The sequence below is a fragment of the Corynebacterium sp. HMSC14H10 genome, assembly GCF_001807105.1.
Classification (GTDB): domain Bacteria; phylum Actinomycetota; class Actinomycetes; order Mycobacteriales; family Mycobacteriaceae; genus Corynebacterium; species Corynebacterium jeikeium_D.
Genome location: NZ_KV787443.1, coordinates 82,441 through 107,984, shown reverse-complemented (window position 1 = coordinate 107,984; position 25,544 = coordinate 82,441). Strand labels below are relative to the sequence as shown.

The following is a 25,544-nucleotide window of genomic DNA, read 5'->3' as shown; positions in this document are numbered from 1 at the left end:
ATCAAATGAAGGTAATCTCAGTGCCATGAGTTCTGATGTCTCCCCGTGCTCCCGTCGTCGTTTCCTCCTGGGAACTGCCGCCACTGCAGCTGGCGCACTCGTAGCCGCTTGTGCACCAAAGTCTGCGGTGGAAAAGGTTGACGCTGCCGACATTCCGGTTGGCGGCGGTGTGGTGATTGGCAATTACGTCGTCACGCAGCCGGAGGAAGGCAAGTTCGCCGCTTTCTCCAGCTCCTGCCCGCACCAGAATGGTCGTATCACTGAGGTCAGCAATGGTGTGATGATTTGCCCGAACCACAACTCACACTTTGATATTGCTACTGGTGAGGTTGTTTCTGGCCCCTCGCGTAAGCCCGCTGGTCAGGCATCGCTTTCAGCCGAAGGCACTGAGCTGATTGTGGGCCAGAAGTAGGTTCCGGAAGCAGATTAGTGTTCGGTAGGTTCAAGGCCTAGAAGGTCTACGCCAGCCGGCGCCAGCTGGAATCGCAGCGGGCGGCGGCTCGTCGGCGTTGCCAGTCCTTGAGCCTCTAACTCGGCGAGATACTTTCGCGCTGTCCGCTTCTCCTTGCCGATGGTGTCGGCGACGTGTTCGAGCTTGATTCCATAATCAGGTCCGAACAACCGAGCCTGTGCCAGGACAAACAGCGTCCCGATTTCGTTGTCTGTCAGCGACACGGACAGTGCCTGCTCGGGCGAGTTGGTTAGCTCAGCTACCCGCTGTTCAAGCTTCTCGCACTGGTGGGACTTCATCTGCAGCTCTTCCAGCAAATATTGCTGAGCATTCAGAATGACATCAGCCATCACCTCGACGAAGAACGTGACTTCGCCCCGGTTCATTGGGTCTTCCGTAGTGGTAAAAGCCTTGTAATACTTCGCTTTATCCTCAGCAAGTTGGCGAGAAATAGTCAGCGCTGTGGCAGGTGAGAGTGTCTCCCGCAAAGCCACTGACAGCAGAAAACGCCCCATCCGACCATTGCCGTCATAAAACGGGTGAACGAACTCGAACATGAAATGGCTTGCCAGAATTCGAATAAGCCGATTGTCCTCTGAGGAATTCACCGTTTCCAGGAACTCATTGAGAAGTTGGTGAATGGCAGCTTCACTTTCAACACCGCGATGAATCTGTCGCTGCCCATCGGTAATTGTGACCGTTGATGCTCTAAAGAGTTCACCGTCTAACTCATCCTCGGCGCCAATTTCATCGCCGAGAAGTTGATCGTATTGCTGCCGGATCCCTGTGAGCGTTGTCGGAAACTCAATCCGCTCATCGTTTGCCAGCCGGAAATAGAGCTGACTGAACTCATGAAAGCGCTTGTGCTGGGTTCCCGAAGTGTTGTCCAACGCCTCGGCGACTTCTCGCCGTGTGGAGTGGATCCCCTCAATCTCATTGGTGGCTACCACCTCGGCCAGGAGCAGATTGAAGAGATAGTGAGTCCGCGCTGCACCCGGCAGGCGATTCCACAACTGTGAAATCTGCAGCTCTAGAGACAGAATCTTTTCAACCTTGGCTGCGAGATCGCTTGTAATGCAGCAAAAGAGTGGCCACTGCCCCAGCGGAAAGTGCCACTGAATCGTCGACGGGGAGTCTTTGCGTGACTGATACTCGCGCTCCACTGCCTGTTCCGCATCGTGTGCAGACATGTGGAAGATCCTCTTAAGCAGATAGTGCTTCACGGCGAGTCTCCCCCTTCTGTTTCCAATGCTTTTTACATGATGCTTTCTACATATAGTGCCCTAAAAACGAACCCTTAATGTAAAAAATCACCGTTTTTTACATTAAGGGTTCGTTTCTTGGTGTCTAAATGTACCTTGCTGGCGATTTTCCCCCTACCGCGTTACCCTTAGCGCCGCGGCTTCAACCCCGCCACAGCACACGCACCTGCGATGAAGGACAGCGCCACCAGCCATGGAATCAGTCCTGCCCACTCGAAGCGACTGAACACCATGCCGGATACCCAACCGACAATGGACGAACCCGCGTAGTAGCTGAACAGGTACATCGATGATGCCTCGGCGCGGTCGCGCTGTGCCACCAGCCCCACGCCGGACGAGGACAGCGAGTGCGCCACGAAGAACGAGGCCGTGAACACGAGCACGCCCACAATCAGCGCGGGCAGCCACGGTAGCAGCGCCAGCCCCAGGCCCAAGCACGCGGCCAGAGTCGCAATGGCGATGAGCCGACGGCGGCTCACCGTCTTCGCCCACACACCCGCGCGTGCCGACGACCATGTGCCCGACAGGTAGAGAATAAATACGAACCCTGCCAGTGCCGGGGAGAGCCCGAACTTATCGCCCAGTCGGAAGCCCAGGTAGTTGTACAGGGAGACAAACGCTCCCATAAACAGGAACGCCAGGGCGCACAGCGCCAGGATGCGCGGGTCGCGCAAGTGTCGCGCAATGGCCTGCCCCTCCCCTGCAAACGACAGTTTCTTCGGCTTAAACCTGCGCTGTTGCGGCAGGAAGTACCAGGTCAGAATGGCGAAGATGAACGCCACCGTCGCCGAGACCGCAATCGCCACCCGCCAGGAGGCGAACTCCAGCACAATGGACGGAATGATACGGCCGAGCAGGCCACCGACCGTCGTGCCCGAGATATACAGCCCCATCACGCGACTGACGTGGTCGGCGTGGACTTCCTCACTGACATACGCCATAGCCACTGCGGGCACACCGGCAATGACAATGCCCTGCAACAGGCGCAGCGCAATCATCGAACCGATGCCCGGCGCGATTGACACCACGAGCCCCAGTAGCGTTGCCACAAATGCGCTGATGACGATGACGCGCCTGCGTCCAAAGCGCTCCGACAAGATGGACACCGGGATAATCGCACAGGCCAAGCCACCGGTGGTGGCGGATACCGTCAGCGCCGCGGTGGCGGGGTCGACCGATAGCTCGTCGGAAAGCGTGGGCAGTAGCGCCTGCGTTGCATAGAGCGCTTGGAACGATGCCAGGCCGGCGAAAAGCACAGCGATAAGCGCGCGACGGAATCCGGGATCTTCTGGCCGTAGTCCTTCGATCTGTTCGGGGTTTTCGTTAGCGCTAGTCACTTGTCCTAGGTTAGCCCTCCCTCCAAACCCCTCGCTGAATACACGGATTCAGAAAACCTTTTTAATTCGCCCGCGGTATCGCTTTCGTTTTATTAGTTTCGTAGGCATGACTACTTCTTCCGCACAGCCACAGAGTCGCAATCACGACCGCGAGTACGACATCGTCGTCTACGGTGCCACGGGTTTCGTGGGCCGTTTGATTGTGGACTATCTGGCTAAACACGCCGGTCAGACGAAGGTGGCGCTTGCAGGCAGGAACGCCCAGAAGCTTGCCGACGTCGCGGAGAACGCAGGCGTATCGGACTGGCCGGTCATTGTTGCGGATGCTGCCGACCAGCCGGCGGTGGCTGAGCTTGCGGCCAGTACAAAGGTGGTGCTGACCGTTGTGGGGCCGTATGCGAAGTACGGTCGCACCCTGGTGGCCGAGTGCGCCAAGGCCGGTACTCACTACGTCGACCTTTGTGGCGAGGTGCTGTTCGTCCACGACTCCATTGCGAATAACCACGAGGTGGCGCAGCAGACCGGAGCGAAGATTGTCCACTCCTGCGGCTTCGACTCGATTCCTTCCGACGTCGCTGTCCGCGAGCTCCACGAGGCGGCCCACACCAAGCTCGGTGAGACAACCCTGTTGTTCAAGCACGTCAAGGGCGGGGTCTCCGGCGGCACTATCGATTCGGTCCGTGTCCAGCTAGCACAGGCCAAGAAGGACCCCAAGCTGCGTCGCATCATCGCGGATCAGTACGCCCTGGCTGAGCCGGGTCCCGACCAGGGTAAGTTCGGCGTCGACCTGCGCCCGGCGCGCTTCCGCCGCCATTGGCGAGCACCCTTCTTCATGTCGCCGTTCAACACCCGCATTGTTCAGCGCTCGGCGATGCTGGCGGATTACGGCGATTCCTTCCGCTACCGTGAGCTACTCAATGTCGGCCGTGGTCCGAAGGCTTTCGTGCGCGCAAATATTTTCGCGGCTGTCTGCAGGTTGGCGCTGGCGGCGATGGCGTTCGGGCCGACGGCCAAGCTCATTGATAAGAAGCTGCCGAAGCCGGGCGAGGGCCCAAGCGCTGAAGAACAGGCCGAGGGACGCTTCACCATCGAGGCCTACACCGTCGATACCTCCGGTATTCACTGGCGTTCCAAGGTGTCGCTCGAGGAAGACCCGGGGTACGCAGGCACCGCGATCATGATTTCCAGCGCCGCCCTTGCACTCGTCCACGACGATCTGCCGGACGCTACCGGCGTGCTCACTCCCACTGTCGCGCTTGGCGACGCCCTATCCCGCCGTCTCCGCGCGGGCGGCATGACCATTGAGGCGGTGCAGGCTCGATGACTGATGGCCTGACCGGTGCTTTTGCGAATCTCACCCGCGGACCGAAACTGCCGAGTGTAGGTGGCGGCCGTGCGTTAGTGACCGGCGCTTCCTCCGGCATCGGTTGGGCATGCGCGGAGGCACTGGTCAAGGACGGTTTCGAGGTCGTTGGCACGTCCCGCAGGGGCGCCGAGGCGCCGCACCCCGAGGGCGTGCAGATGGTGGCACTCGACATGTCCAGCGCCGACGACATCGCTGCTGTGGTCGCCCACGGGCCTTACGACGTCGTCGTCGCCAACGCCGGTGAGAGCCAGTCGGGCGCTTTCGAGGAGCTACCCCGCGAGGCGCTTGAGCGTCTCTTCCAAGTCAATGTTCTGGGGCAGGTGGAGCTGTTACAGCAGCTGCTGCCTGGCATGCGCGAGGCCGGTCGTGGCCGAATTGTGCTGGTTGGCTCGATGCTCGGCGGGTTGCCGCTGTCCTACCGTTCTTCCTATGTGGCGACGAAGGCCGCTATCCGCGGCTTTGGGCTTTCGTTGCGCGGTGAAGTCGCGCAGTTCGGTATTGGGGTGACGGTTGTCGAACCGGGTGCCATCAACACGGGGATTTCTACACGTCGGACGACGTATGGCGATGAGGGCTCCGTTTACGCTGCTGATGTCCACCGCATGCTGACGAAGTTGAACGCCAATGAGGAAGATGGCATTCCCGCTTCGGAGATTGCTGAGGTGGTTATGCGCGAGGTATCTGCCGAGCGACCTTTGGCTCTGGTGGCGCGGGGGTCGTCGGCAAGCGTTGCAGTGCCCTTCATGCGGCGAATCCCGACGCAAGCGGTGTTGACCATCATGCGCCGGGTGCACGGGCTGCGGTGAGTTAATCGGCGACGGCGCGCATTTCAACGGCCTGTGCACACGCCTCCGCGGCTTCGTGGGCTAGGTTGATGGCCTCTTGCTCGTCTGCGACTTGGACAATCCAAAAAGCTGACGGGAACGTCATCGCGTTGTAGTACGGCAAATCGCTATGTGAACCATCCGGCAGCACCGTCATGGCATCCTCCGGCGGTACCAGCCCGCCGGACATAACCCAGTGGCCTTCGTCCTGGAGCTTCTGATTGAAGCGTCCAATCCGTTCAAAGGCAGCGTGCATTTCCTCATCAGAGTCATACGCGTTGATATCTCTGCGGCCATGGACCGTGAAAAAGTACTGCACACCAAGCTCCTGGGTTTCGTTTTGCTAAGTGTAACAGATTGCGCGGGGCTGAAACCGGGAATTTGTGGGAATTTTAGAGCTTTGGCTGAGCGTTTTTGCGGCCAGGGCCTAGTTTTCCTGCCGCGCAGCGGCGGCTCGCTGTGCCCTGATCTCCGCTACCTGCTGCTTGCGGGTATTGAAGCCCATGCGCCACGGGGCGGCTAGACCTGACTCGGGGGCATGCGGGTTATCGCGCCAAGATTTGCCCTCGTTGTAGGCCTGCGCGCCCTCACGGTATGCGGCGGATTGCTCAGTAAAGGTTGGGTACGGCTGTTCGGTGGCTTGCCTGGTCTGCGCACCGACCGATTTCATTCTCGCGCGCAGTTCCTTGATTTTGCTCTTCACCCTTTCGTTATGCTGTTCCTGCTGCTCGGTGATCTCAGCGAGTGCCTGCTGCTCGGTGATGGGGTCGCACCAGTCTTCCTGACCGTCGTCTTTGTAGATACTGCCGCTGTGGTCCCAATACCTTGTCATGCGTTTACCCTCCTGAGTGTTTTTCATGGGTCTTACCACGCCGTTAGGTACAGGGAACCCGAAGGCGACAGAACCTACACTAACCTCTCCGCAGCTTCCGCCAGACCCAATCAACAATCACGAAGCCAACAAGCGTCACACCAAACCGTGGTGAAACCACCGAGTAGGCAATCAACAGCGCCACAACAGCTGCTGCAACACCCGGGCGAATGTCCCGCCAACGCGTCGGCGCCGGGAGCCTGCCCGGGCGGCCACCTCGACCGCGCCCAAACCACATGGCGTACCCGCGCACAATCATCGCCAACAAAGCGACACCGATCAGTGCCAGGACCAGCTGATTCACCCAACCGAACAGGATGCCCATGTGCGCGTTAATCAGCCATTCGGTCAGCTTCGCCGGCAGCGGCCAATCCGCGAAGTGAATCCGATCGACCATCGCTCCGGTCGAGCCGTCAACGGTGACGGTCTCAATGCCCATCCGCCATTCCTCGCGGGCTTCCTTGGCCATCCACACCGTGCCAGCCTCCGGTGGTGTCAGTTCGACTTTCCCGGACAGGCCCTCGGCACGTGCGAGGTTCATAACACTATCTGCCTCTGACCAGTCATAATTCGCTGGTGCAGTCGCAGTCATGGCTGGTTTCGGTGCGTACCAGTCCATCGTCTCGCGCAGCTTTGCGATGCCCGTTCCAGCCACCCACGACCACGTCAGGCCGGTGACGGTCAGGAACAGAAGTCCAACGCTAACCGCCACGCCAACATTCGCGTGACGACGCATATGATGCGCCCTCTTACTTGTTCCCTGTGTCCGCTTGCGACGCGAACGGTCCCACCAGAGCCAGAGGCCACCGATAGCCAGTGCGCCCATCCAGGATGCTGCCGTCTCGGAGTAGAGACGACCAAAGTTGCTATCAATCCAGAGCCTGCGGTGCCCTTCCGAAATCCAGGCCCGCAGTGGCAGCGCCGCCGAGGAACCGTATTGCACCAGGTCACCCTTGATGCTCAGGTCACCTGGGTCGACAAACACCGCATGTCGGTAGGACTCCGACTTCAGCTGCTCGTCATTGAACATGACTCGCGTTGTCTGCCCCGGCTTTTCCGGGACCTGCACCGCGGTTACCGGCAGGTTCGGGGGCACGCGCTGCGCGACCTCAACCTGCTTTTCCAGTGGTTGTGCGGGAAGGCTCGATGTTGCAGTTAGTTCTTCGTGGTAAATCACCTTTTCTATGCTCGGGGCGAGGGCATACGCCACGCCTGTGATAGCTGCAATAACAAGTAGTGGCGCAACGAGGATGCCTGCAACGACATGGATTCGGTGCAGTAATGCTCGTGGCCCACCATTTTTCTGAGTCTGTGCGACGGGGTTTGCGGCTGGCGTTCCAGCGGCATCGCCTGTGGCTATTGAAGTCATGCCTTATTAGTCGGACGAATTGCCTCAGTTGTTCCCCAGCAAGCTCACTTTTATTACTTCCAGGGGTAGCCATTCGGCCACGCACCTCGTTGTCGGCCACCTTGTGCACAACTACCCGTCGTTAAGCACGCGTACCCTCGTAGACATGGCTTATCCAGACGTGTACCACGCCGATGACAACCGCTATGAGACGATGCCGTACAACCGCTCCGGCAGCACGGGGCTGAAGCTTCCAGCCATTACGCTGGGACTTTGGCATAACTTTGGTGATGACCGGCCGCTCGAGACGCAGCGCGAGATTCTGCGCACCGCGTTCGACCACGGCGTCACACACTTCGACCTCGCCAACAATTACGGCCCACCGCAGGGCTCTGCGGAGGCGAACTTCGGTCGCATCATGGCCAAGGATTTCGCTCCTTACCGCGATGAAATGATCATTTCCTCCAAGGCCGGTTGGTACATGCAGGATGGCCCCTACGGTTTCGGCGGCTCGCGGAAGTACCTCGTGGCCAGTTGCGATGCCTCGCTGAAGCGCATGGGGCTGGATTATGTGGACATTTTCTACCACCACCGCCCCGACCCGGATACGCCTATCGAGGAAACCGTCGCCGCCCTCGACTTCCTCGTCCGGTCGGGTCGCGCGCTCTACGTCGGCGTGAGCTCCTACTCCCCCGAGCTCACTCGCCGCGCGCAGAAAATCGCCCGTGAGCTGGGCACACCGCTGACCATTCACCAGCCGAGCTACTCCATGTTCAACCGCTGGATCGAGGACGAGCTGCTGGCAACCTGCGCCGACGAAGGCATGGGTGTCATCGCCTTTTCCGCGCTTGCGCAGGGGCTTCTCACCGACCGCTACTTGGATGGCGTGCCGGAATCCTCGCGTCTCGGGGCGCACAAGATGAACTCGGGGTTCCTCAACGACGACACGCTCACCGCCATCCGCGAGCTCAACGCCATTGCTTCACGACGAGGCCAGTCCCTGGCACAGATGGCCATCTCGTGGGTGCTCCGCCGTGACGAAGTGACCTCCGCCCTGATCGGCGCATCGTCGGTGGAGCAGCTGAAGAACAGCCTCGGCGCCTTGGAGGCTGCGCCGTTTAGCGATGAAGAACTCGCGGAGATCGACAAGTGGGCCGTTGACCGCGGGATCAATCAGTGGCAGGGCGCTACGGAGTCTGTGTAGGGAGCTCATCGAGCGCCGGCAGCACATACTCAATCAGCTCATCAATCTGCTCTTCCGCATCCCGCTTCGAGGTACGAAAGTTGATGCTGACGTGGTTGATCCCGAGCTGTCGCTGCGATTGCAGCAGCTCAATTAGCTTGTTGCGGCCAAGGCGGTACCCGAAGTGGCCGCCCTGCGCGGGCGCGTCGGGGTCTTCATGCAGGTCAATCCACAGTGATTCCAAGAAGGGCTTGAACACGCCCTCACCGCCCTCCTGGGCCACCGCCTCCTGCCAGTTGGCGATGTTTTTCTTCTGCATCTCCAGGCCTTTGTGGTACATGAACCACCCGTCGGTATGCGCGGCCTTCCACTCCAGGCTCTGCTGACAGGAGCCAGTGGCCAACAGCGGAACTCGGCGTGCCAGTGGCTTGGGCACCACATCGGATCCGCCCATCTTGCCCTCGGACCAGCGGATGGGCCGGTAGCTAGTACTGAGGGCCTTTTCATAGACCTCGATATGCTCGCGGAAGCGCTCACCGCGCTTGCCTTTGTCCTGGTTAAAGGCGGGGAACTCCTCGGGTCGGTCACCGGTGGCAACGCCAAAGAGGAAACGGCCGTCGGAAAGCCTGTCCAGTGTGGCAGCGCGCTTGGCCATCACCAGCGGATGCTGGAAGGGCACGACGACTGCACCGGTGCCGAGCGCGATATCGGTGGTGTGTGCGGCGATGTAGCTGAGGTACATCCAGGGGTCGTAGACCTGGCCGACGTCGCCAAATGTTTCCACGCGCAGCGGGATGTCGCGTGCCCAGACCGCCGCGATGCCTGCGCGTTCGACTTTCTGAATCAGCCGAATCTGGTTGCTCAGCGCGTCCCTGGGCTCGGCTTCGGCGTCCTGCTCGATGGGCAGACTCAGCCCTACCGTGAGTCGGCCCGGCGCGAATGTGCGCTGGTAACCGGGTAGTTCGTCGATAGGCTTGTCCGAAAGATCAAACAGCGAGTTCATGGTGCTCCACGGTAGTACAGCTCGAGGTGCGGCACTCGTCGTTAAGCTGGGAGCATGCTTGAGGATGTCATCATCGTCGGTGGCGGCCAAGCTGCCCTCGCTACCGCCTATTACTTGCACAAACGCGGCATTGATCCGCTCATTCTGGACAATCAGCCCGCTCCCGGCGGCTCCTGGCGCAGTGTCTGGCCCTCACTGACGCTCTTTTCCACCCCGGACTTTTCCAACCTTCCGGGCATCCAGATGCCCGATTATGACGGTTTCCCGCCCGCTTCCCACGTGATTGACTACCTCAGCTCCTACGAAAAGCGCTACGAACTGCGCGTCCAGCGCCCGGTCACCGTCACGCACGTCTCTCACGACGGCACCTTCCACCTCACCAGCGATGCCGGTGACTTCGAATCCCGCCAGCTCATCGCCGCCACCGGCAACCGGCCCTTCGTCCCGTATTACCCCGGCCCGACCGCCGCAAAACAGTGGCATTCGGCCAACTACCCAGGTCCCGAGCCATTCGACGGCTCCCGCGTTGCCGTTGTCGGCGCGGCAAACTCCGGCGCACAAATAGCCTCTGAACTGGTGCTTTCCGGCATCGACACCACCTGGTTCACCCGCCACGAACCACGCTGGATGCCCGACGACGTCGACGGCCGCGTCCTGTTCAAACGCTACCGCCAGGGCGCCACCGACAGCATTGGCGACATCGTTGCCCTACCGCCCGTCCGCAAAGCCCGCGACTCCGGCGCACTCACCTGGACACCCATGTTTTCTTCGCTTGACGACGTCCACGCGGACCACCTCATCTGGTGCACCGGTTTCCGCCCCGCGCTCGGCCCTTTCCGCAGCATCGACTCTGACCTCATCGAGTTCGTCGGCTACGGCGACCGGGTTGGCCCCGGCGCCGCCACGATCATGGGTGTTAGCCCCTTCGCTAAGCGCGCGGCCGAGCGGGTGGTTGCCCGCCTGTCAGCATGACCTGCATCAACAGCATGTCCAACCAGCGCCCGTTCTTCGTCCCCACCTGCGGCAGTAGCCCAACACGCTGGAAGCCATACTTTTCGTGCAGCGCAATCGACCCCTCGTTACTGCCTTCAATCGCCGCAACCAGAACGTGCTTTCCCGCCTCGCGAGCAGCATCGATGGTCGCGCTTAACAGTGCGCCTCCAATTCCCCTGCCTTGAAAGTTCGGATGCACGTAGATGGAGTTTTCCACCGTGTACTGAAACCCGTCGAAGTCACGGAAATCGCTAAAGGTGGCATATCCAGCGACTTCGTCGTCAAGCGTGGCGACGAAAACCGGGTAGCCCTTGTCCCAGTGCGCCTCCAGCCATGCGATGCGATTCTCCGCGCTGACGGTGTCATCGTTCCAGATGGCGACGGTGTTGATCACGGCCTCGTTGTAGATCTCCGCGATTGCTGCGGCGTCCTCCCGCGTTGCCTGTCGGATGATCATGGTTTTACTCCCCGCTGTCTGCGCTGTTTCTGTGCTGTTTTCTACAACTCCGCTTTTATGAAAGCGAGATTACCAAGCTTTCAATTTCGAACGGGTGTTTTATTTGTATTTTGGTACGCTACCCCGCGAACAACCCACAAACACCCAGGTAACATGTGCTTTTATAGTCGGCTAACCATCTTCGAAAACTCCTCAAAATTCTCTTTCATTTCTCTTTACAAACTAGAAACATGCCCGTATGATAGCAAGTAAGTTCGAAAGAAAACCGACAACCATTGGAGCACCAGGGGGATCCAATGAAGTCCGAACAAGTACCCGAACCATATTGGGCTCATGAGAATTCTGAAGATGAGCTCTCAGCACTCGCGCGGGCTACCAACCGCGCCCAACTTGAGTTGATTGAAGCCTGCTGCCCTGCAGGTGATGATGACGTTGAAAACCATGCCGCTCGCATCAGCGTTCGGTTGGGAATCACTCGCAGTGAGGCACTGCGTATCTGTGACATTGGCCTGTTGCTGGAGAAAATGCCACAGTTGGCGGAATATGCCCGGGAAAGCTGCGCATTATCCATGCGGCAACTCGGCATCATTGCACATGGCGTAGTCGGCATCGAGCCTGATCAAATACCCGATGCAGAGAAGAAGATTCTGGCATTGGTTACGCCACGGAAGCGTCGTCAAGCAATGATTGGTCCTCGCACGCTCACCACCAAAATTGGTGATATTGCTGCGGATTTGGATGACCGCGCTCGTGCCGACGGCACAATTCCCACCATCACCGATACGGAATCGGTGACTCTGGTGGAACGTCCCGACAGCTACTCTCAAATCATTCTCACACTGCGGCCGGACCGCGCCTATTTTGCCATGTGCGCGATTGAAACGGTTTTCCGCGCGAATGAGGAAATGACGCAGGCGGATGCATTTGTGGAACTCATCCACCAGCGCACCAATGCGGAAGTTGTGCTCAATGTTTTCCGCGAGCCCCACAGTGATGATGCCTGGCTGGACGGCGCCGGCTGGCTTGGCGCGCTGGTCACGGAAGAGTGGATGCAAAAGGTGACGCATGTCCGCCTCTCAGCAGACAGCGCCACCAATGGTTACCGTCCAACTCCAGCGCAGGTCGCCCGCGTCCACGGTCGCGACGGCACGTGTCGCTTCCCCGGCTGCGAAGTCCCAGCATATAAGTGCGATATTGACCATATCGCGCCGTACAACCAGGAAGCCCCCGAAGCCGGTGGCCCCACCGACACACAGAATCTGCACTGCCTATGCAGGAAGCACCACAACCTGAAAACCCACAAGCTCTGGGATATCACCGCTTATGAGGACGGCTCAGAGGTGTGGTCCTCTGCCGACGGTATTACCGCGGCGACCGTCCCGGCCGGACCATTAGCCGGGTTCGGGCGACAGACTTTTGACAAACGCGCTACTCAGAAGACGAAAGCACGCCATGACCACTACATGAAGTGGTGGCTGTCATTCGCGGCTGTGCCAGATCTGGTCTTTGATGATGGGGAGGATTAACCCAGCGGACCACCGCAGTTCGGCCATGCGCCAGCACCCTGGGAGGCAAGCACGCGCTCGCCAATCTCAATCTGCTGCTCCTTAGTGGCCTGGTCAGCTGTCGGTGCGTACTGGTCACCGCCGTGGCCACTCCAGGTCTGCTGCGAGAACTGCAGTCCGCCGTAGTAGCCGTTACCGGTATTGGTCTGCCAATTTCCGCCGGACTCACATGCCGCAACCTGATCCCAGGCGCTGACTGATGCAGCGTTAGCGGCGGCGGTCGGGGCAGCAATCATGCCTGCTGCCACAGCGGCGGATGCGATGAACTTACCGGAAAAACGCATAAAAAGAGAACACTCCTAAAGGGTTGACTTTTCTCTTGGGCGACCAACCTACGCGCACCCTCCCCCGTCCTGTCAACCCGTATCCTGGAAAGCATGTCCGTGGCAGATGTCGTCCGCAAGACCGAGAGAAGGATCAACGCGCTGGCCGCCAAGCGTTCCAAAAACGCTGGTTGGGAACCGGAAATCATCGGTTTCACCGGGTACGGAAATGCAGAGCGCGTGCGCGTATTCGGCCGTGTCCTCCTGAAGGATCCGGCCAAAAAACGAGACGAAGAACGAAACAAAAAACGCGGATTTTGGCAGTTCTTTACCGTCGAACTCGCGGACTTTCCCGTCACCATCACTGCCGGCGACCGCACGGTGGAAACCACCACGGATAGCAACGGCTACATCGAGGTGCTGATTCGGAATCACGGCCTCGAACCCGGCTGGCACGAAATTACCATCAACGACACTTCCGCAGAGGTACTCATCCTCTCCCCGGAGACCAAATACGGCATCGTCTCCGATATTGATGACACCGTGTTGGTCACCATGCTGCCGCGCGCCCTCATCGCCGCCTACAACTCCTGGGTCAAGGAGACAGACGAGCGCAAGGCCGTCGCTGGCTTCGGCGAGTTCTATGCGCAACTTCGCCGTCGTTACGCGAGCAAAACGGACGAGGACACGGACGTCCCCGTCATCTACCTTTCCACCGGAGCGTGGAACACCTTCAGCACACTAAAAAGATTCCTACACCGCAACAACCTGCCGAAGGGCCCACTGCTGCTCACCGACTGGGGGCCAACGCCCACCGGCCTGTTCCGCTCGGGCAAGGAACACAAGAAGGTGCGACTTCGCGACCTGTTTATTGACTTCCCCGAAATCAACTGGATCCTCGTCGGCGATGATGGCCAGTACGACCCGCTCATCTACGGCACGGCCGCGGCGGAGCATCCGGACAAGGTCGCGGCCATCGCAATCCGCAACCTCACTCCCAGCGAGCACGTGCTCTCTCACGGCACGGCAGTGCCAATTGAAAAGCTGGAGAACAAGGAGGTCCCGTTCATCGAGGGCGCAGACGGCTTTGAACTGCTCAAACAGATCGACCAACTGCCGCAACCATGATCTACCTCCGCCATGCCCGTATTCACGATGATGCCGAGCTCCCGGCGTACGTCGTAAAGCTCGCCCTGCCCTTCCCCATGGCCTTCACCACGCCGATTACCATTCTGACCGGCGAAAACGGCAAGGGAAAGTCGACGGTGCTGGAGGCGTTGGCGTCGGCGATGGGTGTCGATACGGACGGTGGCTCGCGATACAAGACGCAAGAGCGCACCTCCCCGGTCCCACTGGCGCTGACCAGGCGCAATCCCCCGGACACGTTCTTCTTTCGCGGCGACGCGCACCTGAACCTCGCGCGCTATTACGAGTCGCTTGGGCAGCTACCAGGTGGCAGAGAAATGGCAGACCTCACCCAGATGAGCCACGGCCAATCCATCATGACGCTGGCCGAACGCCGCTTCAGTCCCGAATCACTGATTTTCCTTGACGAACCCGAGGCCGGACTGTCGGTCCTACGCCAACTGGAGCTCCTCGGCCGCCTCGGCGCGCTCGCGGAAGCCGGCGCACAAATCATCATGGCGACGCATTCCCCCATCCTGCTCGCCACGCCAGAAGCAACGATTATTTCGCTTGACGACGCCGACACCACCCACTTCGAAGACACCCTCGCGGTACGGGCAACCAGGGATTTCCTAGCCGATCCCGTCGGCATCGCGGACTACATGGTGGAGCGTTTTACTTCGGATTCTTAAGCCCCAGCGCCGCCACGACACCCAGGGCCGACAGTGCCACCGGCAACCACATCGCGTCACTCATGGCGGTGGTGAAGTCGCCACGGTTGCTGCTGAGCGCCGCCGCCATGACGGTGGCAATCAGTGCGCTACCCAGCACACTGCCAATCTGGCGGATGGTGTTGTACACACCGGAGGCAGCACCGGCGAGGGACGGGTCGATGTTGCGGGTGGCAGCCGTCGACAGCGTGCCCCAAATAAACGCGTTTGCCACACCGAATGCGGCGCCCGGCAGCAGCAGCCACAGCACGGAAAGGTCCTCGTGGATGAGGTAGTGGAACCCGAGCATGCCCACCAGTGAGGACCCAAAACCAATCAGCGCGAACTCACGGAACTTCAGCCGGTCTAGCATTCGCCCAGTCCACGGTGCCATGACACCGGAGATGACCGCCTGCGGCACGAGCAGTAGTGAGGCTTGGATGGTCGATAGGTCGCGGGCATTCTGGGCGAAGAGGATGATTGGGAAACCAACCGCGACCACCAGCGCCCCCGTCACAGCAATCGCCAGCGAGGAGATGGTGAAGTTGCGATCCTTAAAAAGGGACAGCGGCATCAACGGTTCGGCCGTGGTCTTGGCCTCCCACGCGGTGAATAGTCCAAGAACCACCACGCCACCGGCAATCAGTGCCCAGATCCAACCGGACCAGTCGGCACTCTCCCCCTCCTGAATGCCGAAGACCAGCAGGAACATACCAATCGCGCTGAGTACAACACCGAGATAATCAATCTTGTTGCGGTGCGTCTCAAAGGTCGGCAGATAGCGGAACGCAAAAACGAGCCCGATCAGCCCAATCGGCACATTAATGAGGAAAATCCAGCGCCAACTCAGCAGCTCAATCAACACGCCACCGGCCAGCGGCCCCGTCAGCGAGGCAATTCCGGCCGCCGCACCCCACAGGCCCATCGCCGCACCGCGATGCGCCGGCGGAAACATCTGCGTAATCAGCGCCATCGTCTGCGGCGTCAGCAGCGCGGCCCCCAGTCCCTGCACCACGCGGGCAATGATCAGCATGCTTAACGACGGCGCCAACCCACACGCCAGCGACGCCAACACGAAGATAACCAGGCCCGCTACATAGGTGTGCTTGACTCCCCAGAGGTCACCGAGCCTGCCAGTAATGAGCAACGGCACGGCATAGGCCAGCAGATAACCACTGGTCACCCACATGACCTGGTTGAGCTCACCGCCCAGTTCATGCTGGATGGTGTTGATACCAACGGTGACAATGGTGGCGTCGACCAGGATCATGAAGAAGCCGAGTAACACGGTCCATAGCGCTGGCCACGCCTTTTTGGGATCAAACTGAGTATTCAAATCTGTAGCCACTCGGAGTTATGTTAGTTGATGGCTCGGGTGTTAGTTGATGGCACAGTAAAATCCAGGCTATGGCTGTTCAGCATATGACCGATGAAACCATCGCCGAGTTCTTCGCCAATCACCTCTCGCGGGTAGATGATGACACGCAGCGCGCTGTCGCTCTCGAGGTGTTGGAATGGGTTCATGAAAAGTACCCGGAACTCGGCGTTCGCATTGCCTGGAATCAGCCGATGTTCACGCTCGATGGCACTTTTATCATCGGTTTCTCCTACGCCAAGAAACACATGGCGATTGCCCCGGAACGCGCAGGTATTGAAAAGTTCGCCGACGACTTCGATGCCCGTGGCCTCTCCTACGAAAAAATGATGGTCCGTTTCCCCTGGCCAAAGGACGGCAAGGCCGAGTCCATGCCGCTGGACCTGCTGGCCAAGATGATTGAGTTCAACATGGAGGACAAGCGCGGGATGACCAAGTTTTGGCGATAGGCCGGGGTTGATTACCAGACCTGGAAGCTGCCAAGCATTTAATGAGCATTCCTTTCCTCAGCGAGATTGCGGAGGAATGCGTCTTTGTCGTCGCAGTAAATCTCAATCGAGAAAACGGTCATTAGCCCCTTGTAAAGATCTTCTGCCACGACTTGCGAATCCACTTCTAATCTGACGTTCACTTCACTCAAAACAGGCACCCTGAGATTGCCGTCCTCGTCAATTGCTATGTCCCCTCCTTCACCTGCCGTTACGGAGCTCGCATGACGTAACTGTGACCACGGAATTTCGCAAATAAGCCTTCGCCCATTTCGCAGTACGAGTCCTTGCGGTGTTATGAGATGCGGATGGTCCCGAACAGTTACGTAAAATCCAGATAGAAGAACTACGGCATAAACACTAATTACCAGCAATAAATATCGCCAAAGTGCATTAGAAATGGCAAAATGCACAATGCTGATTTCTACAACGCTTAGCGCCAGTATCATAAAAACAACAGTTCGAAGGTTTCTATGTACAGTGAAGGATCTGACTTCACTGTCGACATTTCTCTGAGGCTTAAAAAAGGTGAAAGCAGCTAGCAGCGAACCAACTTCCGAAACGAGTAACGCTAGTATTTTTCGAGGTACGCCAAATTTCTTTGACGTCTCGGACAGCGAAGCAGCCCATGACCTGCCATTTCTGAGATAGTCTTGCCACATACCTCCAAACAGTAAGAGAAAAGCCGCAACCACCACGGCAAGTGGTAACAGGAATACCCAACCCGGCAAACCAGATACCACATTCATAAGAAGGAAAAGAACTGCTTCAAGAATAATTGCGGTAACCAGAATTGCTCTAAATATAATTTTCATGCCTACATTCCGACTATGAATTGACAGGCTTTCCTCGGAAGAAGATTCCTCACCATGCAAGCTCTCTCTTAATATTTCTTACACATTCTTGAGTTGATTTTTCACGATATAAACAGGTACCAAACAATCGTTAAAATATGGCCGTGAGCCAAATTCATGACTGAACACCGCTATACCAATGTCGCAGATGGGGGCCGACCGCCCTCATGCTCATCTCAAAACTATTCAAGTTTTCTTCTACTTTCAATACAAAATGAGTTTTGAGATTTCTACATTTCTTCTCGCGAGCTGGCTGCAATGCTCGCTGGCCCACGCATCCGACGACTTATGGCCACGCTATTCACCTATCGATGCGCTACAGCGTGTCCACAAGTGAATAGCGCATCGACAAGTGAGAGAGCCTGGCCCACAGCGTGCGCATAAGTGCCGAAAAACCATCGATAAGTCAGGAGAATCCATCGACAAGTCCCCGAAACCTGGCCATAAGTGCCGGACAGGGTTAAAGGAGAGTTAAAGGACAAGCCAACAACGTCAGCTCAGCATCTGCCTCTGCTTCAACCCAAGCCCCACCCCAAACCCCAACCCCAGAAACAAAAAATCCTCGGAAGCCTTTACACTTCCGAGGATCTTCGCTGTGGGCGAAGGGGGACTTGAACCCCCACGTCCGTAAAGGACACTGGCACCTGAAGCCAGCGCGTCTGCCATTCCGCCACTCGCCCGTGGGAACGAATAGAACTATAACACCCCGCGCTAATACACCACCAAATCCCCAGGCCAGCGCACGTTTTCCACCACTTTTCAGCACTTAGCAATAGCAACTTCCCCCACAACCGTCGTCACTATTTGATAAACCTCAGTAGTTCCTAGCCCTTAACTGAAGGTGTAGGGCTCTATACTGTTGCTTAGTATCGATAATTTTTGTGCACATTTTTTTTCACGTAACCCGCCGCGGTTTGGCGGGAGAAGGCGAATTTCTTTAGTCAGATGGATTTCCTAGGACGCATCCGCAAGCTCGATAGCTCGCTTCAGCGCGGGCTCGATAACAGCTTTGCGCGCGTGTTCGGCGGCAAGGTTGTCCCGAATGAGTTAGAAGAATGCCTGAAGCAGGAAATTGAAGACTTCCTGATGCAGGACGCCAACGGTCAGTACTTGGCACCCAATGATTTCCGCATTGGCATCAGCGCTGCCGACTACAAGAACCTTTCTGCGTCCGAGCCCAACCTGCCGAATCAGTTGGCTGACCGCATGACACGCTACTGCCGTAACAACGGCTGGGGCTTCACCGGTTCCATTAGCGTCCACCTGCAGGCAGTGGAGTCTCTCCACACCGGCCAGTTGAAGACGGCCAGCACTTTCACCGAGGACACCGTGGGCACCTCGGAGTTCGCCCCATTCGAGGACAGTGCCGATGATGCCAACACTGACGCAGCCCCGTCGCAAAGCGATGATGAACCCCAAGCTGCAGAGACCTCTGCCGCCTACCACCCGCAGCCTGAAGCTGAGCAGTTCCCCACCGCTTCCCGCCCCATCCCCGCGGTCGACCCAGAGGCTGCAACTGAGCTGAGCAGCGCGACCGTGGGCGAAGACCAGTCCCAGGAAAAGACCGTCACCCTGCTGTTGCAGGACGGCTCCTCGCGCGTATTTGAGGTGCGCCATGGTTCGAACATCATCGGCCGCGGCACCGCTTCCGACTTCCGTCTCCCGGATACTGGTGTTTCCCGCCAGCATGCCGAGATCACGTGGGACGGCCAGGACGCTGTGCTCGTCGATTTGCATTCGACCAACGGCACCATTGTCAATGGCGAACCCATTGAGAACTGGCTGCTGGCCGACGGCGACGAAATCTCGCTAGGACATTCTGTTCTCGAAGTTCAGATCCGCTGATTCAGATCCGCTAAGTAGTGAGGTTCACCAGGTTCACATGCCACTGCCCTAGGTTTGCCGACACATTCCTGGAATAATTACGTCCGTGTGTTCGGTTTGCGGACCCACCAGCTCTACATAAGGAGGTTCCTCGGACGTGGAAGCTATCGTTTTTCTGCTTTCGCGCATCGGCGTGCTGGTCGTCCTGTGGTTTTTCATTTGGATGACGCTTCGCACCCTGCGTACAGAAACAACAGGCTCGGCTCCGCTGCGCCCACTTCGGCAGGCCAGCAGTGCTCCGGCCAAGCGTTTCCAGCGCTCGCAGACTCCACATCAGCTCCTTGTCACCTCCGGGCCGCTGGCGGGTTCGCGCATGAACCTAAACAACCAACGCGACATCACTATTGGCCGTTCAGAGTCGAATGCCTTCGTCCTCAACGATGACTTCGCCTCGGGCCAGCACGCTCGCGTCATCAACCGCGACGGCATCTGGTACCTGGAAGACCTGGACTCCCGCAATGGCACATTCCTCAATGGCCAGCGCGTGGAACAGCCGGAACGCCTGGCTTCGGGTATGGAATTTCGTATTGGCCGTACAACTTTGAGGTTGCAACCATGAGTCTTGCTCTGAATTACACGGCCCGCTCTGACCGCGGCCTCATCCGACAGAACAACGAGGACTCCGCCTATGCGGGTTCGCGTCTGCTCGCGCTTGCCGACGGCATGGGTGGCCACGCCGCCGGAGAAATCGCATCTCAGCTGATGATTGCGGCCGTCTCTCGGCTGGACAATGATCAGCCCGGCCCCGATTTGCTCGAGTCCCTGCGCAGCGCCTGCATGGAGGGCAATAACTCCATTGCGGATGAAATTGAGCAGAACCCCTCTACGCAAGGCATGGGCACTACGCTGACTGCTCTGCTTTTCGACGGCACCCGCCTGGGCATGTGCCATGTCGGTGACTCGCGTGGCTATCTGCTGCGCGACGGGGAGCTCATCCGCATTACCCGGGATGACACCTATGTGCAGTCCCTGGTGGATGAAGGCAATCTCACCGAGGAAGAAGCGGCAATTCACCCTCAGCGCTCACTGATTTTGAAGGCTCTCACCGGTCGCCCGGTGGAGCCTACTTTGTCTTATCGCGATGTTCACGAGGGCGATCGCTACCTGCTGTGCTCGGATGGTCTATCCGATCCAGTGTCCGCGGATACCATCAAGGATGTGCTCTCGGAGGGCACTCCGGACGAGGCCGCTACCAAGCTCATTGACTACGCGTTGAAGTCTGGTGGTCCGGATAACATCACCGTGGTGGTTGCCGATGTTGTCGATTCGTCGGCACGCACGCCTTACGAGCCCGCCCTGGCCGGTGCCCTACAGAGTGCGGAGGAGGAACTCCCCCGCCCCAATACGTCAGCGGGACGCGCGGCGGCACTCCGCCCGCGGAAGTCGCAGGAAATTGCAGTGACTTCGGCGCCGGAGAAGAAAGCTTCCAAGGGCAAGTGGCTCGTTATTTCTGTGGTGCTGGTGCTGGTGGCCGGGTTGGTCGGCCTTGGTATTTGGGGCTGGCAGAAGAAGGAGTCGATGTACCATCTCGCGGTGGTCGACGGGCAGGTGCAGCTGATGCACGGCGTGCCCGGCAGTTTGCTGGGCTTCGATCTGCAAGAGCCACATCAGTTCATCTGTTTGACCGATGACAATAAAGTTCAGCTTCCTCCGGCTGGGACGCCGAAGGAGAAGGTCGACTGCCACATCATGACGCCGGAAGATCTCTCGCCGGCGGCACGCAATTCGCTGGAAGGTCTGCCGGCTGATTCCTACGACGGTGTCAGCGACCAGATTGGACGTTTGGCGGAGTCGGCACTGCCGGTATGTCTGTCCGTTTCCGACGATGACAAGAAGGATGAAAAGCTGGGCTCGAAGCCAGGAGTCAACTGTAGGCAGGTGCGAAAATGAGTGAAACTACCACGAAGCGACAGCTTCGGATGAAGGAAATGCTCCTGCTGCTGCTGTCGGCAGGATTGTTGCTTTTGGCACTAATTTCGCTGGAACTGGCTCAGGGCAACTCTCTGACCGCAGATGTCTTTTACATCATTGGCGGATTCTTTGTGATCTTTGCAGTGGCGCATATCGCGCTGACCTTTGTGGCGCCCAACGCCGATCAGGTGATGCTGCCGGTTGCAGCAACGCTCAATGCCTTGGGGCTGGTGATGATTCACCGCCTCGACCTGGCCAACGACACCTCGTTAGTGCGCAATCAGATCATGTGGACCGTACTCAGTGTCGCACTGTTTATCGGCGTGATTGTCCTGCTGCGCAACCACCACTCGCTGTCGCAGTACTCGTATCTGCTGGGTCTCGGCGGCTTGATTCTGTTGGCGCTACCGCTGGTGTGGCCGTCGTCGATTAATGCTGATGCCCGCATCTGGATTTCCATCGGCCCGTTCTCCATGCAGCCGGGTGAGTTTGCCAAGGTCATGCTGCTGATCTTCTTTGCTCAGCTGCTGGTGAATAAGCGCTCGCTGTTCAATGTGGCGGGCAAGCGTTTCCTGGGCATTGATTTCCCGCGTGTTCGCGACCTGGGTCCGATTCTGCTGATCTGGGGCATCGCTACCGTCATCATGGCTCTGCAGAATGACTTTGGACCGGCGCTGGTGCTCTTCGGCACTGTGCTGGCAATGCTCTACGCTGCCACCGGTCGTGGTTCCTGGCTGATCATCGGCATGGTGCTGGTGACCGTCGGCGTTGTCGGTGTCTACATGGTTTCGGACAAGATTCAGGCGCGAGTCACGCATTTCCTGGATCCGTTGGGCTCCTACGACGAGGGCGGCTATCAGCTCTCCCAGGGGCTGTTCGGCATGAGCTGGGGTGGCATCGGTGGTACCGGTCTGGGCCAGGGCTACCCACAGAACATTCCGGTGGCACACTCTGACTTCATCCTCTCGGCCTTTGGTGAGGAGCTCGGTTTTACCGGCCTGAGTGCCATCATCCTGCTGTTCGCGATTCTGATTTCCCGCGGTATTTCGGCGAGCTTGGCGGTTCGTGATTCCTTTGGCAAGCTGCTGGCGGCCGGTGTCGCATTCTCTATGGCCATTCAGCTGTTCGTGGTTGCAGCCGGTGTTTCCAAGCTGATGCCGCTGACCGGTCTGACTACTCCGTTCATGTCAGCCGGTGGTTCCTCACTGCTGGCCAGCTACATCATGTTGGCCATCGTGCTGCGCGTCTCTGACGAGGCCAACCGCCCCTGGGGTATTCCAAGCAACCCTTCGGGCCTCAACGACAATGCCACCGCATCTCAGGAGGTGAACCAGTAGATGAATAAGACCATTCGCCAAATCTTTGTTGTCGTTCTCGGACTCTTCGTTCTTCTACTGGCGAACCTGACCTACATCCAGGGTTTCCAGCAGGATAAGTACGCCCACAATCCGCTGAATAGCCGCCAGTTCCTGGAGGAAAAGTCCAAACCTCGCGGCCAAATCACCACTGACGGCGACATTCTGGCCCACTCGGTCAAGGGCGAGAGCGGCTTCTATGACCGCAGCTACGACACCGACCCGGAGGCATATGCCGCGGTGGTCGGATACCTGTCGGACATCTACGGCTCCGCCGGTATCGAACGCTCTCAGAACGAGATCTTGAACGGCAGCGACCCTTCGCTGTTTACCTCCCGCGCCCTCGACATGGTCACGGGCAAGGAACCCTCTGGGGCCTCCACGGAGCTGACGCTGTTGCCGAACGCTCAGCGGACTGCGTACCAACAACTCGCTGAACGCGGCTACGTCGGCTCCGCCGTCGCCATTCGCCCATCGACGGGTGAAATTCTCGCGATGGCCTCCACACCGTCGTTCAACCCGAATGACATCGCTGCCGGCGACGAGAGTACCTGGCAGTCCGTCAATAACAATGAGGGCGCACCGCTGCTCAACCACGCCACTCAGCGTCCGCTGCCGCCGGGTTCCACTTTCAAGGTGTTGACCACGGTCACGGCACTGGAGCAAGGCGCTTCCCCGGACACCTCGGTCACTGGCGCACCGCAGATTACGCTGCCGGATACCACCACTACGTTGGAGAACTACGGTGGCTCGACCTGTGGTGGGGCTACTACAACTCTCCGCCAGGCTTTCGCGCAGTCCTGTAATACGGCATTCGCTGAGCTCGGTATGCAGTACGGGGCCGATGCGCTCAAGGACGTCGCTAAGCGATTCGGCATCGGTGAGACCCACGACGACGCGGGCCTGCCGATTCAGCCCTCCGCTGTCGGTGATATTCCGGATCAGTCCTCGCTGGGTCAGACCTCCATTGGTCAGCGCGACGTGTCTTTCACGCCGCTAGACAACGCCATCATCGCCGCCACGATTGCCAACGGCGGCGTGCGCATGGAACCCCAGATCATCAAATCGGTGCGCGGTGCCGACCTCTCCGAAATCAAGTCCTTTAAGCCGATTGAAGCCGGCGAGGCGATTTCGCCGGAGGTCGCGGAGACCGTAACTGAGCTGATGCGCGGCTCCGAGTCGCACTCGGGCGGTAACGGTTCGCGTATTGCCTCCAAGACCGGTACCGCCGAACACGGTGCCGTCCGCGGCGAGTACGCACCGCACGTCTGGTACATCGCCTTCGCGCCGGACTCCGATGTCGCCGTGGCTGTCGTCGTGGAAAACGGTGGCGGCCAAGGCCAGGGCGCTACCGGCGCCTCCGTTGCTGCCCCGATTGGCCGTGCACTCATTGACGCGGTCGAACAGGCGGGTCGATAAGCATGGATGCCCACCAAGTTCAAGACATCGTTGGCGACCGATATCACGTTCGCCGTCTGCTCGGCCGTGGCGGCATGTCCACCGTCTGGCTTGCCGACGACGCCACCAGCGGCGAACTGGTTGCAATCAAACTTCTGAACCAGGAGTACTCGGACAACTACGAGTTCCGGCAGCGTTTCCAGAACGAAGCCGCCGCTGCGCGCAGCGTCAACAGCCCAAACGTGGTGAAGATTGTCACCTACGAGGAAGGCGACATCGGCAGCCACGGCGCGTGTTACATCGTCATGGAGTACATCCGTGGCGAATCTCTGTCGCAGGTGCTGCAGCGACGTCGCACCCTGCCAGAGCACCTGATGCTCGACGTGCTGGAGCAGACTGCACACGGCCTGTCGGCAATTCACGCTGCGAACCTTGTCCACCGCGACATTAAGCCAGGCAACCTCCTGGTGACGCCGGAGGGCACCGTGAAGATTACCGACTTTGGCATTGCCAAAGCCGCTGAAGCGGTGCCTCTGACGCGTACCGGCATGGTCGTCGGCACCGCGCAGTATGTCTCACCGGAGCAGGCGCAGGGCAAACAGGTGAGTCCGGCGACAGACATCTACTCGCTTGGCTGTGTCGCCTACGAAATGGTGGCCGGCGCCCGGCCCTTCCAGGGCGACTCCACCGTTGCGGTTGCCGTGGCACACATCAACGAGGCACCACCTGCGTTGGCGCCGACGGTCAATCCGCATATCCGCGAACTTATTGGCATTATGCTGCGCAAGGATCCGCAGCGTCGCTATGCCGATGGCCGTGAGCTGGCACAGGCTGTTTTGCGAGTGCGCGCGGGGCACCGCCCACCGCAGCCGCGTGGTGTGACCCCAACGGTGCACCGCCAGTCCAACGCTGCCAACCCGGCGACCACCGAACTCGGTGCCATGACGCGACCGCCCATGCCGGTGTCGCAGCCACCGCAGCAACCGCAGCGACCACCGCAGCAACCCGCCCGACAGCGTAAGCCGGCAAAGAAGCGCAGTGGCTGCGGTTGTGGCTGCGGCAGCATTGTGCTGTTGGTGCTGCTAGTGTTGCTGGCCGGTGCTATCGCAGTCGTCTATTCGCTGTCGACTACCGGTTCACTACCAACCATTCCGAACTTGGAGCAGTACATTCCGAACCAGTCACAGCAGCAAACCACAGAGGAAAACACCGACCCCAACGACGGTTCTGGTTACGGTTGGTCGGGCGACAATTCCGGTAACTGGGGAAATAACGACGGCGGCAACTCTGGGGAAAACTACGGCGGCAACAATGACGGTGCCTCTGACAGCTCCACTGAGCAGGACACCAGCGAGACCGCTCCGGATACGTCCGAACCGACCCAGGATTCGGGCAACGACAATGGCAACGACTCCAGTGGCGGCGTTCTGCCCGGTATTCAATTGCCCCTGGGAAATGACTCCGGTAATACCTTGGGGACTCCAGATGCACAGTAATATTCAGGTACAAGATGTTTTGGTG

25 protein-coding genes and 1 tRNA gene are annotated in these 25,544 nt (G+C 58.9%); 15 read left to right on the top strand and 11 right to left on the bottom strand.

Features of this window, described 5'->3' with window-relative positions; all coding sequences use genetic code 11:
- Nucleotides 1–25 precede the first annotated feature (25 nt).
- Nucleotides 26–412: a Rieske (2Fe-2S) protein gene (locus tag HMPREF3135_RS09065; protein WP_049172555.1), complete on the top strand. Its 387-nt coding sequence runs from the start codon at nt 26–28 to the stop codon at nt 410–412.
- Nucleotides 413–426: 14 nt separating this feature from the next.
- Here HMPREF3135_RS09065 and HMPREF3135_RS09060 read toward each other — a convergent pair whose 3' ends face one another.
- Together HMPREF3135_RS09060 and HMPREF3135_RS09055 are read right to left on the bottom strand one after the other, a co-directional pair.
- Entirely contained in the window at nt 427–1,641 is a 1,215-nt protein-coding gene (locus HMPREF3135_RS09060; RefSeq protein WP_070439268.1) for a Fic family protein, read from the bottom strand.
- 200 nt (nt 1,642–1,841) lie between these two features.
- Complete coding sequence (locus HMPREF3135_RS09055; RefSeq protein ID WP_070429088.1) at nt 1,842–3,050, bottom strand: MFS transporter; 1,209 nt, start codon at nt 3,048–3,050, stop codon at nt 1,842–1,844.
- A 106-nt stretch (nt 3,051–3,156) separates the two neighbouring features.
- Here HMPREF3135_RS09055 and HMPREF3135_RS09050 point away from each other — a divergent pair, with 106 nt between their 5' ends.
- Entirely contained in the window at nt 3,157–4,374 is a 1,218-nt protein-coding gene (locus tag HMPREF3135_RS09050; RefSeq protein ID WP_070429087.1) for a saccharopine dehydrogenase family protein, read from the top strand.
- Nucleotides 4,371–5,222: an SDR family NAD(P)-dependent oxidoreductase gene (locus tag HMPREF3135_RS09045; RefSeq protein ID WP_070429086.1), complete on the top strand. Its 852-nt coding sequence runs from the start codon at nt 4,371–4,373 to the stop codon at nt 5,220–5,222. The genes HMPREF3135_RS09050 and HMPREF3135_RS09045 overlap by 4 nt, the downstream gene beginning before the upstream one ends.
- A 1-nt stretch (nt 5,223) precedes the next feature.
- On the opposite strand, the gene HMPREF3135_RS09040 is transcribed toward HMPREF3135_RS09045, so the two are convergent.
- The 3 genes from HMPREF3135_RS09040 to HMPREF3135_RS09030 form a co-directional block, all read right to left on the bottom strand.
- A complete protein-coding gene (locus HMPREF3135_RS09040; protein ID WP_049189837.1) occupies nt 5,224–5,559 on the bottom strand; it encodes a YciI family protein in 336 nt (111 codons plus the stop codon).
- Nucleotides 5,560–5,667: 108 nt separating this feature from the next.
- A complete protein-coding gene (locus tag HMPREF3135_RS09035) occupies nt 5,668–6,072 on the bottom strand; it encodes a hypothetical protein (RefSeq protein ID WP_049172567.1) in 405 nt (134 codons plus the stop codon).
- 79 nt (nt 6,073–6,151) lie between these two features.
- Complete coding sequence (locus tag HMPREF3135_RS09030; protein ID WP_070439262.1) at nt 6,152–7,480, bottom strand: PepSY-associated TM helix domain-containing protein; 1,329 nt, start codon at nt 7,478–7,480, stop codon at nt 6,152–6,154.
- Nucleotides 7,481–7,625: 145 nt separating this feature from the next.
- On the opposite strand from HMPREF3135_RS09030, the gene HMPREF3135_RS09025 reads away from it, so the two are divergent.
- Nucleotides 7,626–8,663, top strand: a complete 1,038-nt coding sequence (locus HMPREF3135_RS09025) for an aldo/keto reductase (RefSeq protein ID WP_070439259.1) — start codon at nt 7,626–7,628, stop codon at nt 8,661–8,663.
- On the opposite strand, the gene HMPREF3135_RS09020 is transcribed toward HMPREF3135_RS09025, so the two are convergent.
- On the bottom strand, nt 8,647–9,645 hold the full coding sequence (locus HMPREF3135_RS09020) for an LLM class oxidoreductase (RefSeq protein WP_070439256.1): 999 nt from the start codon (nt 9,643–9,645) through the stop codon (nt 8,647–8,649). The two genes, HMPREF3135_RS09025 and HMPREF3135_RS09020, sit on opposite strands and share 17 nt — an antisense overlap.
- 54 nt (nt 9,646–9,699) lie before the next feature.
- Between HMPREF3135_RS09020 and HMPREF3135_RS09015 the strand changes: the two genes are divergently transcribed.
- Nucleotides 9,700–10,617, top strand: coding sequence for an FAD-dependent oxidoreductase (locus tag HMPREF3135_RS09015; protein ID WP_070439253.1), 918 nt, complete (start codon nt 9,700–9,702; stop codon nt 10,615–10,617).
- On the opposite strand, the gene HMPREF3135_RS09010 is transcribed toward HMPREF3135_RS09015, so the two are convergent.
- A complete protein-coding gene (locus HMPREF3135_RS09010) occupies nt 10,574–11,095 on the bottom strand; it encodes a GNAT family N-acetyltransferase (protein WP_070439250.1) in 522 nt (173 codons plus the stop codon). The two genes, HMPREF3135_RS09015 and HMPREF3135_RS09010, sit on opposite strands and share 44 nt — an antisense overlap.
- A gap of 296 nt (nt 11,096–11,391) precedes the next feature.
- On the opposite strand from HMPREF3135_RS09010, the gene HMPREF3135_RS09005 reads away from it, so the two are divergent.
- Nucleotides 11,392–12,621: an HNH endonuclease signature motif containing protein gene (locus HMPREF3135_RS09005; RefSeq protein ID WP_016421766.1), complete on the top strand. Its 1,230-nt coding sequence runs from the start codon at nt 11,392–11,394 to the stop codon at nt 12,619–12,621.
- Here the strand turns inward: HMPREF3135_RS09005 and HMPREF3135_RS09000 are convergent.
- On the bottom strand, nt 12,618–12,944 hold the full coding sequence (locus HMPREF3135_RS09000) for a transglycosylase family protein (RefSeq protein ID WP_005511827.1): 327 nt from the start codon (nt 12,942–12,944) through the stop codon (nt 12,618–12,620). The two genes, HMPREF3135_RS09005 and HMPREF3135_RS09000, sit on opposite strands and share 4 nt — an antisense overlap.
- Before the next feature lie 93 nt (nt 12,945–13,037).
- Here HMPREF3135_RS09000 and HMPREF3135_RS08995 point away from each other — a divergent pair, with 93 nt between their 5' ends.
- Both HMPREF3135_RS08995 and HMPREF3135_RS08990 read left to right on the top strand, forming a co-directional pair.
- A complete protein-coding gene (locus HMPREF3135_RS08995; protein WP_070439247.1) occupies nt 13,038–14,051 on the top strand; it encodes an App1 family protein in 1,014 nt (337 codons plus the stop codon).
- The gene (locus HMPREF3135_RS08990) at nt 14,048–14,740 is read left to right on the top strand and encodes an AAA family ATPase (RefSeq protein WP_070439245.1); all 693 of its coding nucleotides are present in this window, start codon (nt 14,048–14,050) and stop codon (nt 14,738–14,740) included. Before HMPREF3135_RS08995 ends, HMPREF3135_RS08990 begins: the two co-directional genes overlap by 4 nt.
- On the opposite strand, the gene HMPREF3135_RS08985 is transcribed toward HMPREF3135_RS08990, so the two are convergent.
- Nucleotides 14,724–16,106, bottom strand: coding sequence for a DHA2 family efflux MFS transporter permease subunit (locus HMPREF3135_RS08985; protein ID WP_070439242.1), 1,383 nt, complete (start codon nt 16,104–16,106; stop codon nt 14,724–14,726). The two genes, HMPREF3135_RS08990 and HMPREF3135_RS08985, sit on opposite strands and share 17 nt — an antisense overlap.
- Nucleotides 16,107–16,165: 59 nt before the next feature.
- On the opposite strand from HMPREF3135_RS08985, the gene HMPREF3135_RS08980 reads away from it, so the two are divergent.
- Complete coding sequence (locus HMPREF3135_RS08980; RefSeq protein ID WP_070439239.1) at nt 16,166–16,582, top strand: iron chaperone; 417 nt, start codon at nt 16,166–16,168, stop codon at nt 16,580–16,582.
- Nucleotides 16,583–16,620: 38 nt separating this feature from the next.
- Here HMPREF3135_RS08980 and HMPREF3135_RS08975 read toward each other — a convergent pair whose 3' ends face one another.
- Nucleotides 16,621–17,436: a hypothetical protein gene (locus HMPREF3135_RS08975; protein ID WP_070439236.1), complete on the bottom strand. Its 816-nt coding sequence runs from the start codon at nt 17,434–17,436 to the stop codon at nt 16,621–16,623.
- Between the two features lie 635 nt (nt 17,437–18,071).
- Nucleotides 18,072–18,155 (bottom strand) — tRNA-Leu (locus HMPREF3135_RS08970).
- 265 nt (nt 18,156–18,420) lie between these two features.
- Between HMPREF3135_RS08970 and HMPREF3135_RS08965 the strand changes: the two genes are divergently transcribed.
- From HMPREF3135_RS08965 to HMPREF3135_RS08940, 6 genes are all read left to right on the top strand, one after another.
- Nucleotides 18,421–19,320: a DUF3662 and FHA domain-containing protein gene (locus HMPREF3135_RS08965; protein ID WP_070439233.1), complete on the top strand. Its 900-nt coding sequence runs from the start codon at nt 18,421–18,423 to the stop codon at nt 19,318–19,320.
- Nucleotides 19,321–19,456: 136 nt separating this feature from the next.
- Nucleotides 19,457–19,918 (top strand): FHA domain-containing protein FhaB/FipA, encoded by a 462-nt coding sequence (locus HMPREF3135_RS08960; protein ID WP_016421758.1) that lies wholly within the window; start codon nt 19,457–19,459, stop codon nt 19,916–19,918.
- Complete coding sequence (locus HMPREF3135_RS08955; RefSeq protein ID WP_016421757.1) at nt 19,915–21,249, top strand: PP2C family protein-serine/threonine phosphatase; 1,335 nt, start codon at nt 19,915–19,917, stop codon at nt 21,247–21,249. Before HMPREF3135_RS08960 ends, HMPREF3135_RS08955 begins: the two co-directional genes overlap by 4 nt.
- Entirely contained in the window at nt 21,246–22,607 is a 1,362-nt protein-coding gene (locus HMPREF3135_RS08950; RefSeq protein ID WP_016421756.1) for an FtsW/RodA/SpoVE family cell cycle protein, read from the top strand. The genes HMPREF3135_RS08955 and HMPREF3135_RS08950 overlap by 4 nt, the downstream gene beginning before the upstream one ends.
- On the top strand, nt 22,608–24,044 hold the full coding sequence (locus HMPREF3135_RS08945; protein WP_070439230.1) for a penicillin-binding transpeptidase domain-containing protein: 1,437 nt from the start codon (nt 22,608–22,610) through the stop codon (nt 24,042–24,044). It abuts the gene before it with no gap.
- A gap of 2 nt (nt 24,045–24,046) precedes the next feature.
- A complete protein-coding gene (locus HMPREF3135_RS08940) occupies nt 24,047–25,519 on the top strand; it encodes a serine/threonine-protein kinase (RefSeq protein ID WP_070439227.1) in 1,473 nt (490 codons plus the stop codon).
- The last annotated feature ends 25 nt before the right edge of the window (nt 25,520–25,544 follow it).

What these genes read in the sequence shown, in the direction of transcription:
- HMPREF3135_RS09065 (WP_049172555.1), top strand. Translation starts at nt 26, where the DNA reads ATGAGTTCTGATGTCTCCCCGTGCTCCCGTCGTCGTTTCCTCCTGGGA.
- HMPREF3135_RS09060 (WP_070439268.1), bottom strand. Translation starts at nt 1,641, where the DNA reads ATGTCTGCACACGATGCGGAACAGGCAGTGGAGCGCGAGTATCAGTCA.
- HMPREF3135_RS09050 (WP_070429087.1), top strand. Translation starts at nt 3,157, where the DNA reads ATGACTACTTCTTCCGCACAGCCACAGAGTCGCAATCACGACCGCGAG.
- HMPREF3135_RS09045 (WP_070429086.1), top strand. Translation starts at nt 4,371, where the DNA reads ATGACTGATGGCCTGACCGGTGCTTTTGCGAATCTCACCCGCGGACCG.
- HMPREF3135_RS09035 (WP_049172567.1), bottom strand. Translation starts at nt 6,072, where the DNA reads ATGACAAGGTATTGGGACCACAGCGGCAGTATCTACAAAGACGACGGT.
- HMPREF3135_RS09030 (WP_070439262.1), bottom strand. Translation starts at nt 7,480, where the DNA reads ATGACTTCAATAGCCACAGGCGATGCCGCTGGAACGCCAGCCGCAAAC.
- HMPREF3135_RS09025 (WP_070439259.1), top strand. Translation starts at nt 7,626, where the DNA reads ATGGCTTATCCAGACGTGTACCACGCCGATGACAACCGCTATGAGACG.
- HMPREF3135_RS09020 (WP_070439256.1), bottom strand. Translation starts at nt 9,645, where the DNA reads ATGAACTCGCTGTTTGATCTTTCGGACAAGCCTATCGACGAACTACCC.
- HMPREF3135_RS09015 (WP_070439253.1), top strand. Translation starts at nt 9,700, where the DNA reads ATGCTTGAGGATGTCATCATCGTCGGTGGCGGCCAAGCTGCCCTCGCT.
- HMPREF3135_RS09010 (WP_070439250.1), bottom strand. Translation starts at nt 11,095, where the DNA reads ATGATCATCCGACAGGCAACGCGGGAGGACGCCGCAGCAATCGCGGAG.
- HMPREF3135_RS09005 (WP_016421766.1), top strand. Translation starts at nt 11,392, where the DNA reads ATGAAGTCCGAACAAGTACCCGAACCATATTGGGCTCATGAGAATTCT.
- HMPREF3135_RS09000 (WP_005511827.1), bottom strand. Translation starts at nt 12,944, where the DNA reads ATGCGTTTTTCCGGTAAGTTCATCGCATCCGCCGCTGTGGCAGCAGGC.
- HMPREF3135_RS08995 (WP_070439247.1), top strand. Translation starts at nt 13,038, where the DNA reads ATGTCCGTGGCAGATGTCGTCCGCAAGACCGAGAGAAGGATCAACGCG.
- HMPREF3135_RS08990 (WP_070439245.1), top strand. Translation starts at nt 14,048, where the DNA reads ATGATCTACCTCCGCCATGCCCGTATTCACGATGATGCCGAGCTCCCG.
- HMPREF3135_RS08980 (WP_070439239.1), top strand. Translation starts at nt 16,166, where the DNA reads ATGGCTGTTCAGCATATGACCGATGAAACCATCGCCGAGTTCTTCGCC.
- HMPREF3135_RS08975 (WP_070439236.1), bottom strand. Translation starts at nt 17,436, where the DNA reads ATGAAAATTATATTTAGAGCAATTCTGGTTACCGCAATTATTCTTGAA.
- HMPREF3135_RS08965 (WP_070439233.1), top strand. Translation starts at nt 18,421, where the DNA reads ATGGATTTCCTAGGACGCATCCGCAAGCTCGATAGCTCGCTTCAGCGC.
- HMPREF3135_RS08955 (WP_016421757.1), top strand. Translation starts at nt 19,915, where the DNA reads ATGAGTCTTGCTCTGAATTACACGGCCCGCTCTGACCGCGGCCTCATC.
- HMPREF3135_RS08950 (WP_016421756.1), top strand. Translation starts at nt 21,246, where the DNA reads ATGAGTGAAACTACCACGAAGCGACAGCTTCGGATGAAGGAAATGCTC.
- HMPREF3135_RS08945 (WP_070439230.1), top strand. Translation starts at nt 22,608, where the DNA reads ATGAATAAGACCATTCGCCAAATCTTTGTTGTCGTTCTCGGACTCTTC.
- HMPREF3135_RS08940 (WP_070439227.1), top strand. Translation starts at nt 24,047, where the DNA reads ATGGATGCCCACCAAGTTCAAGACATCGTTGGCGACCGATATCACGTT.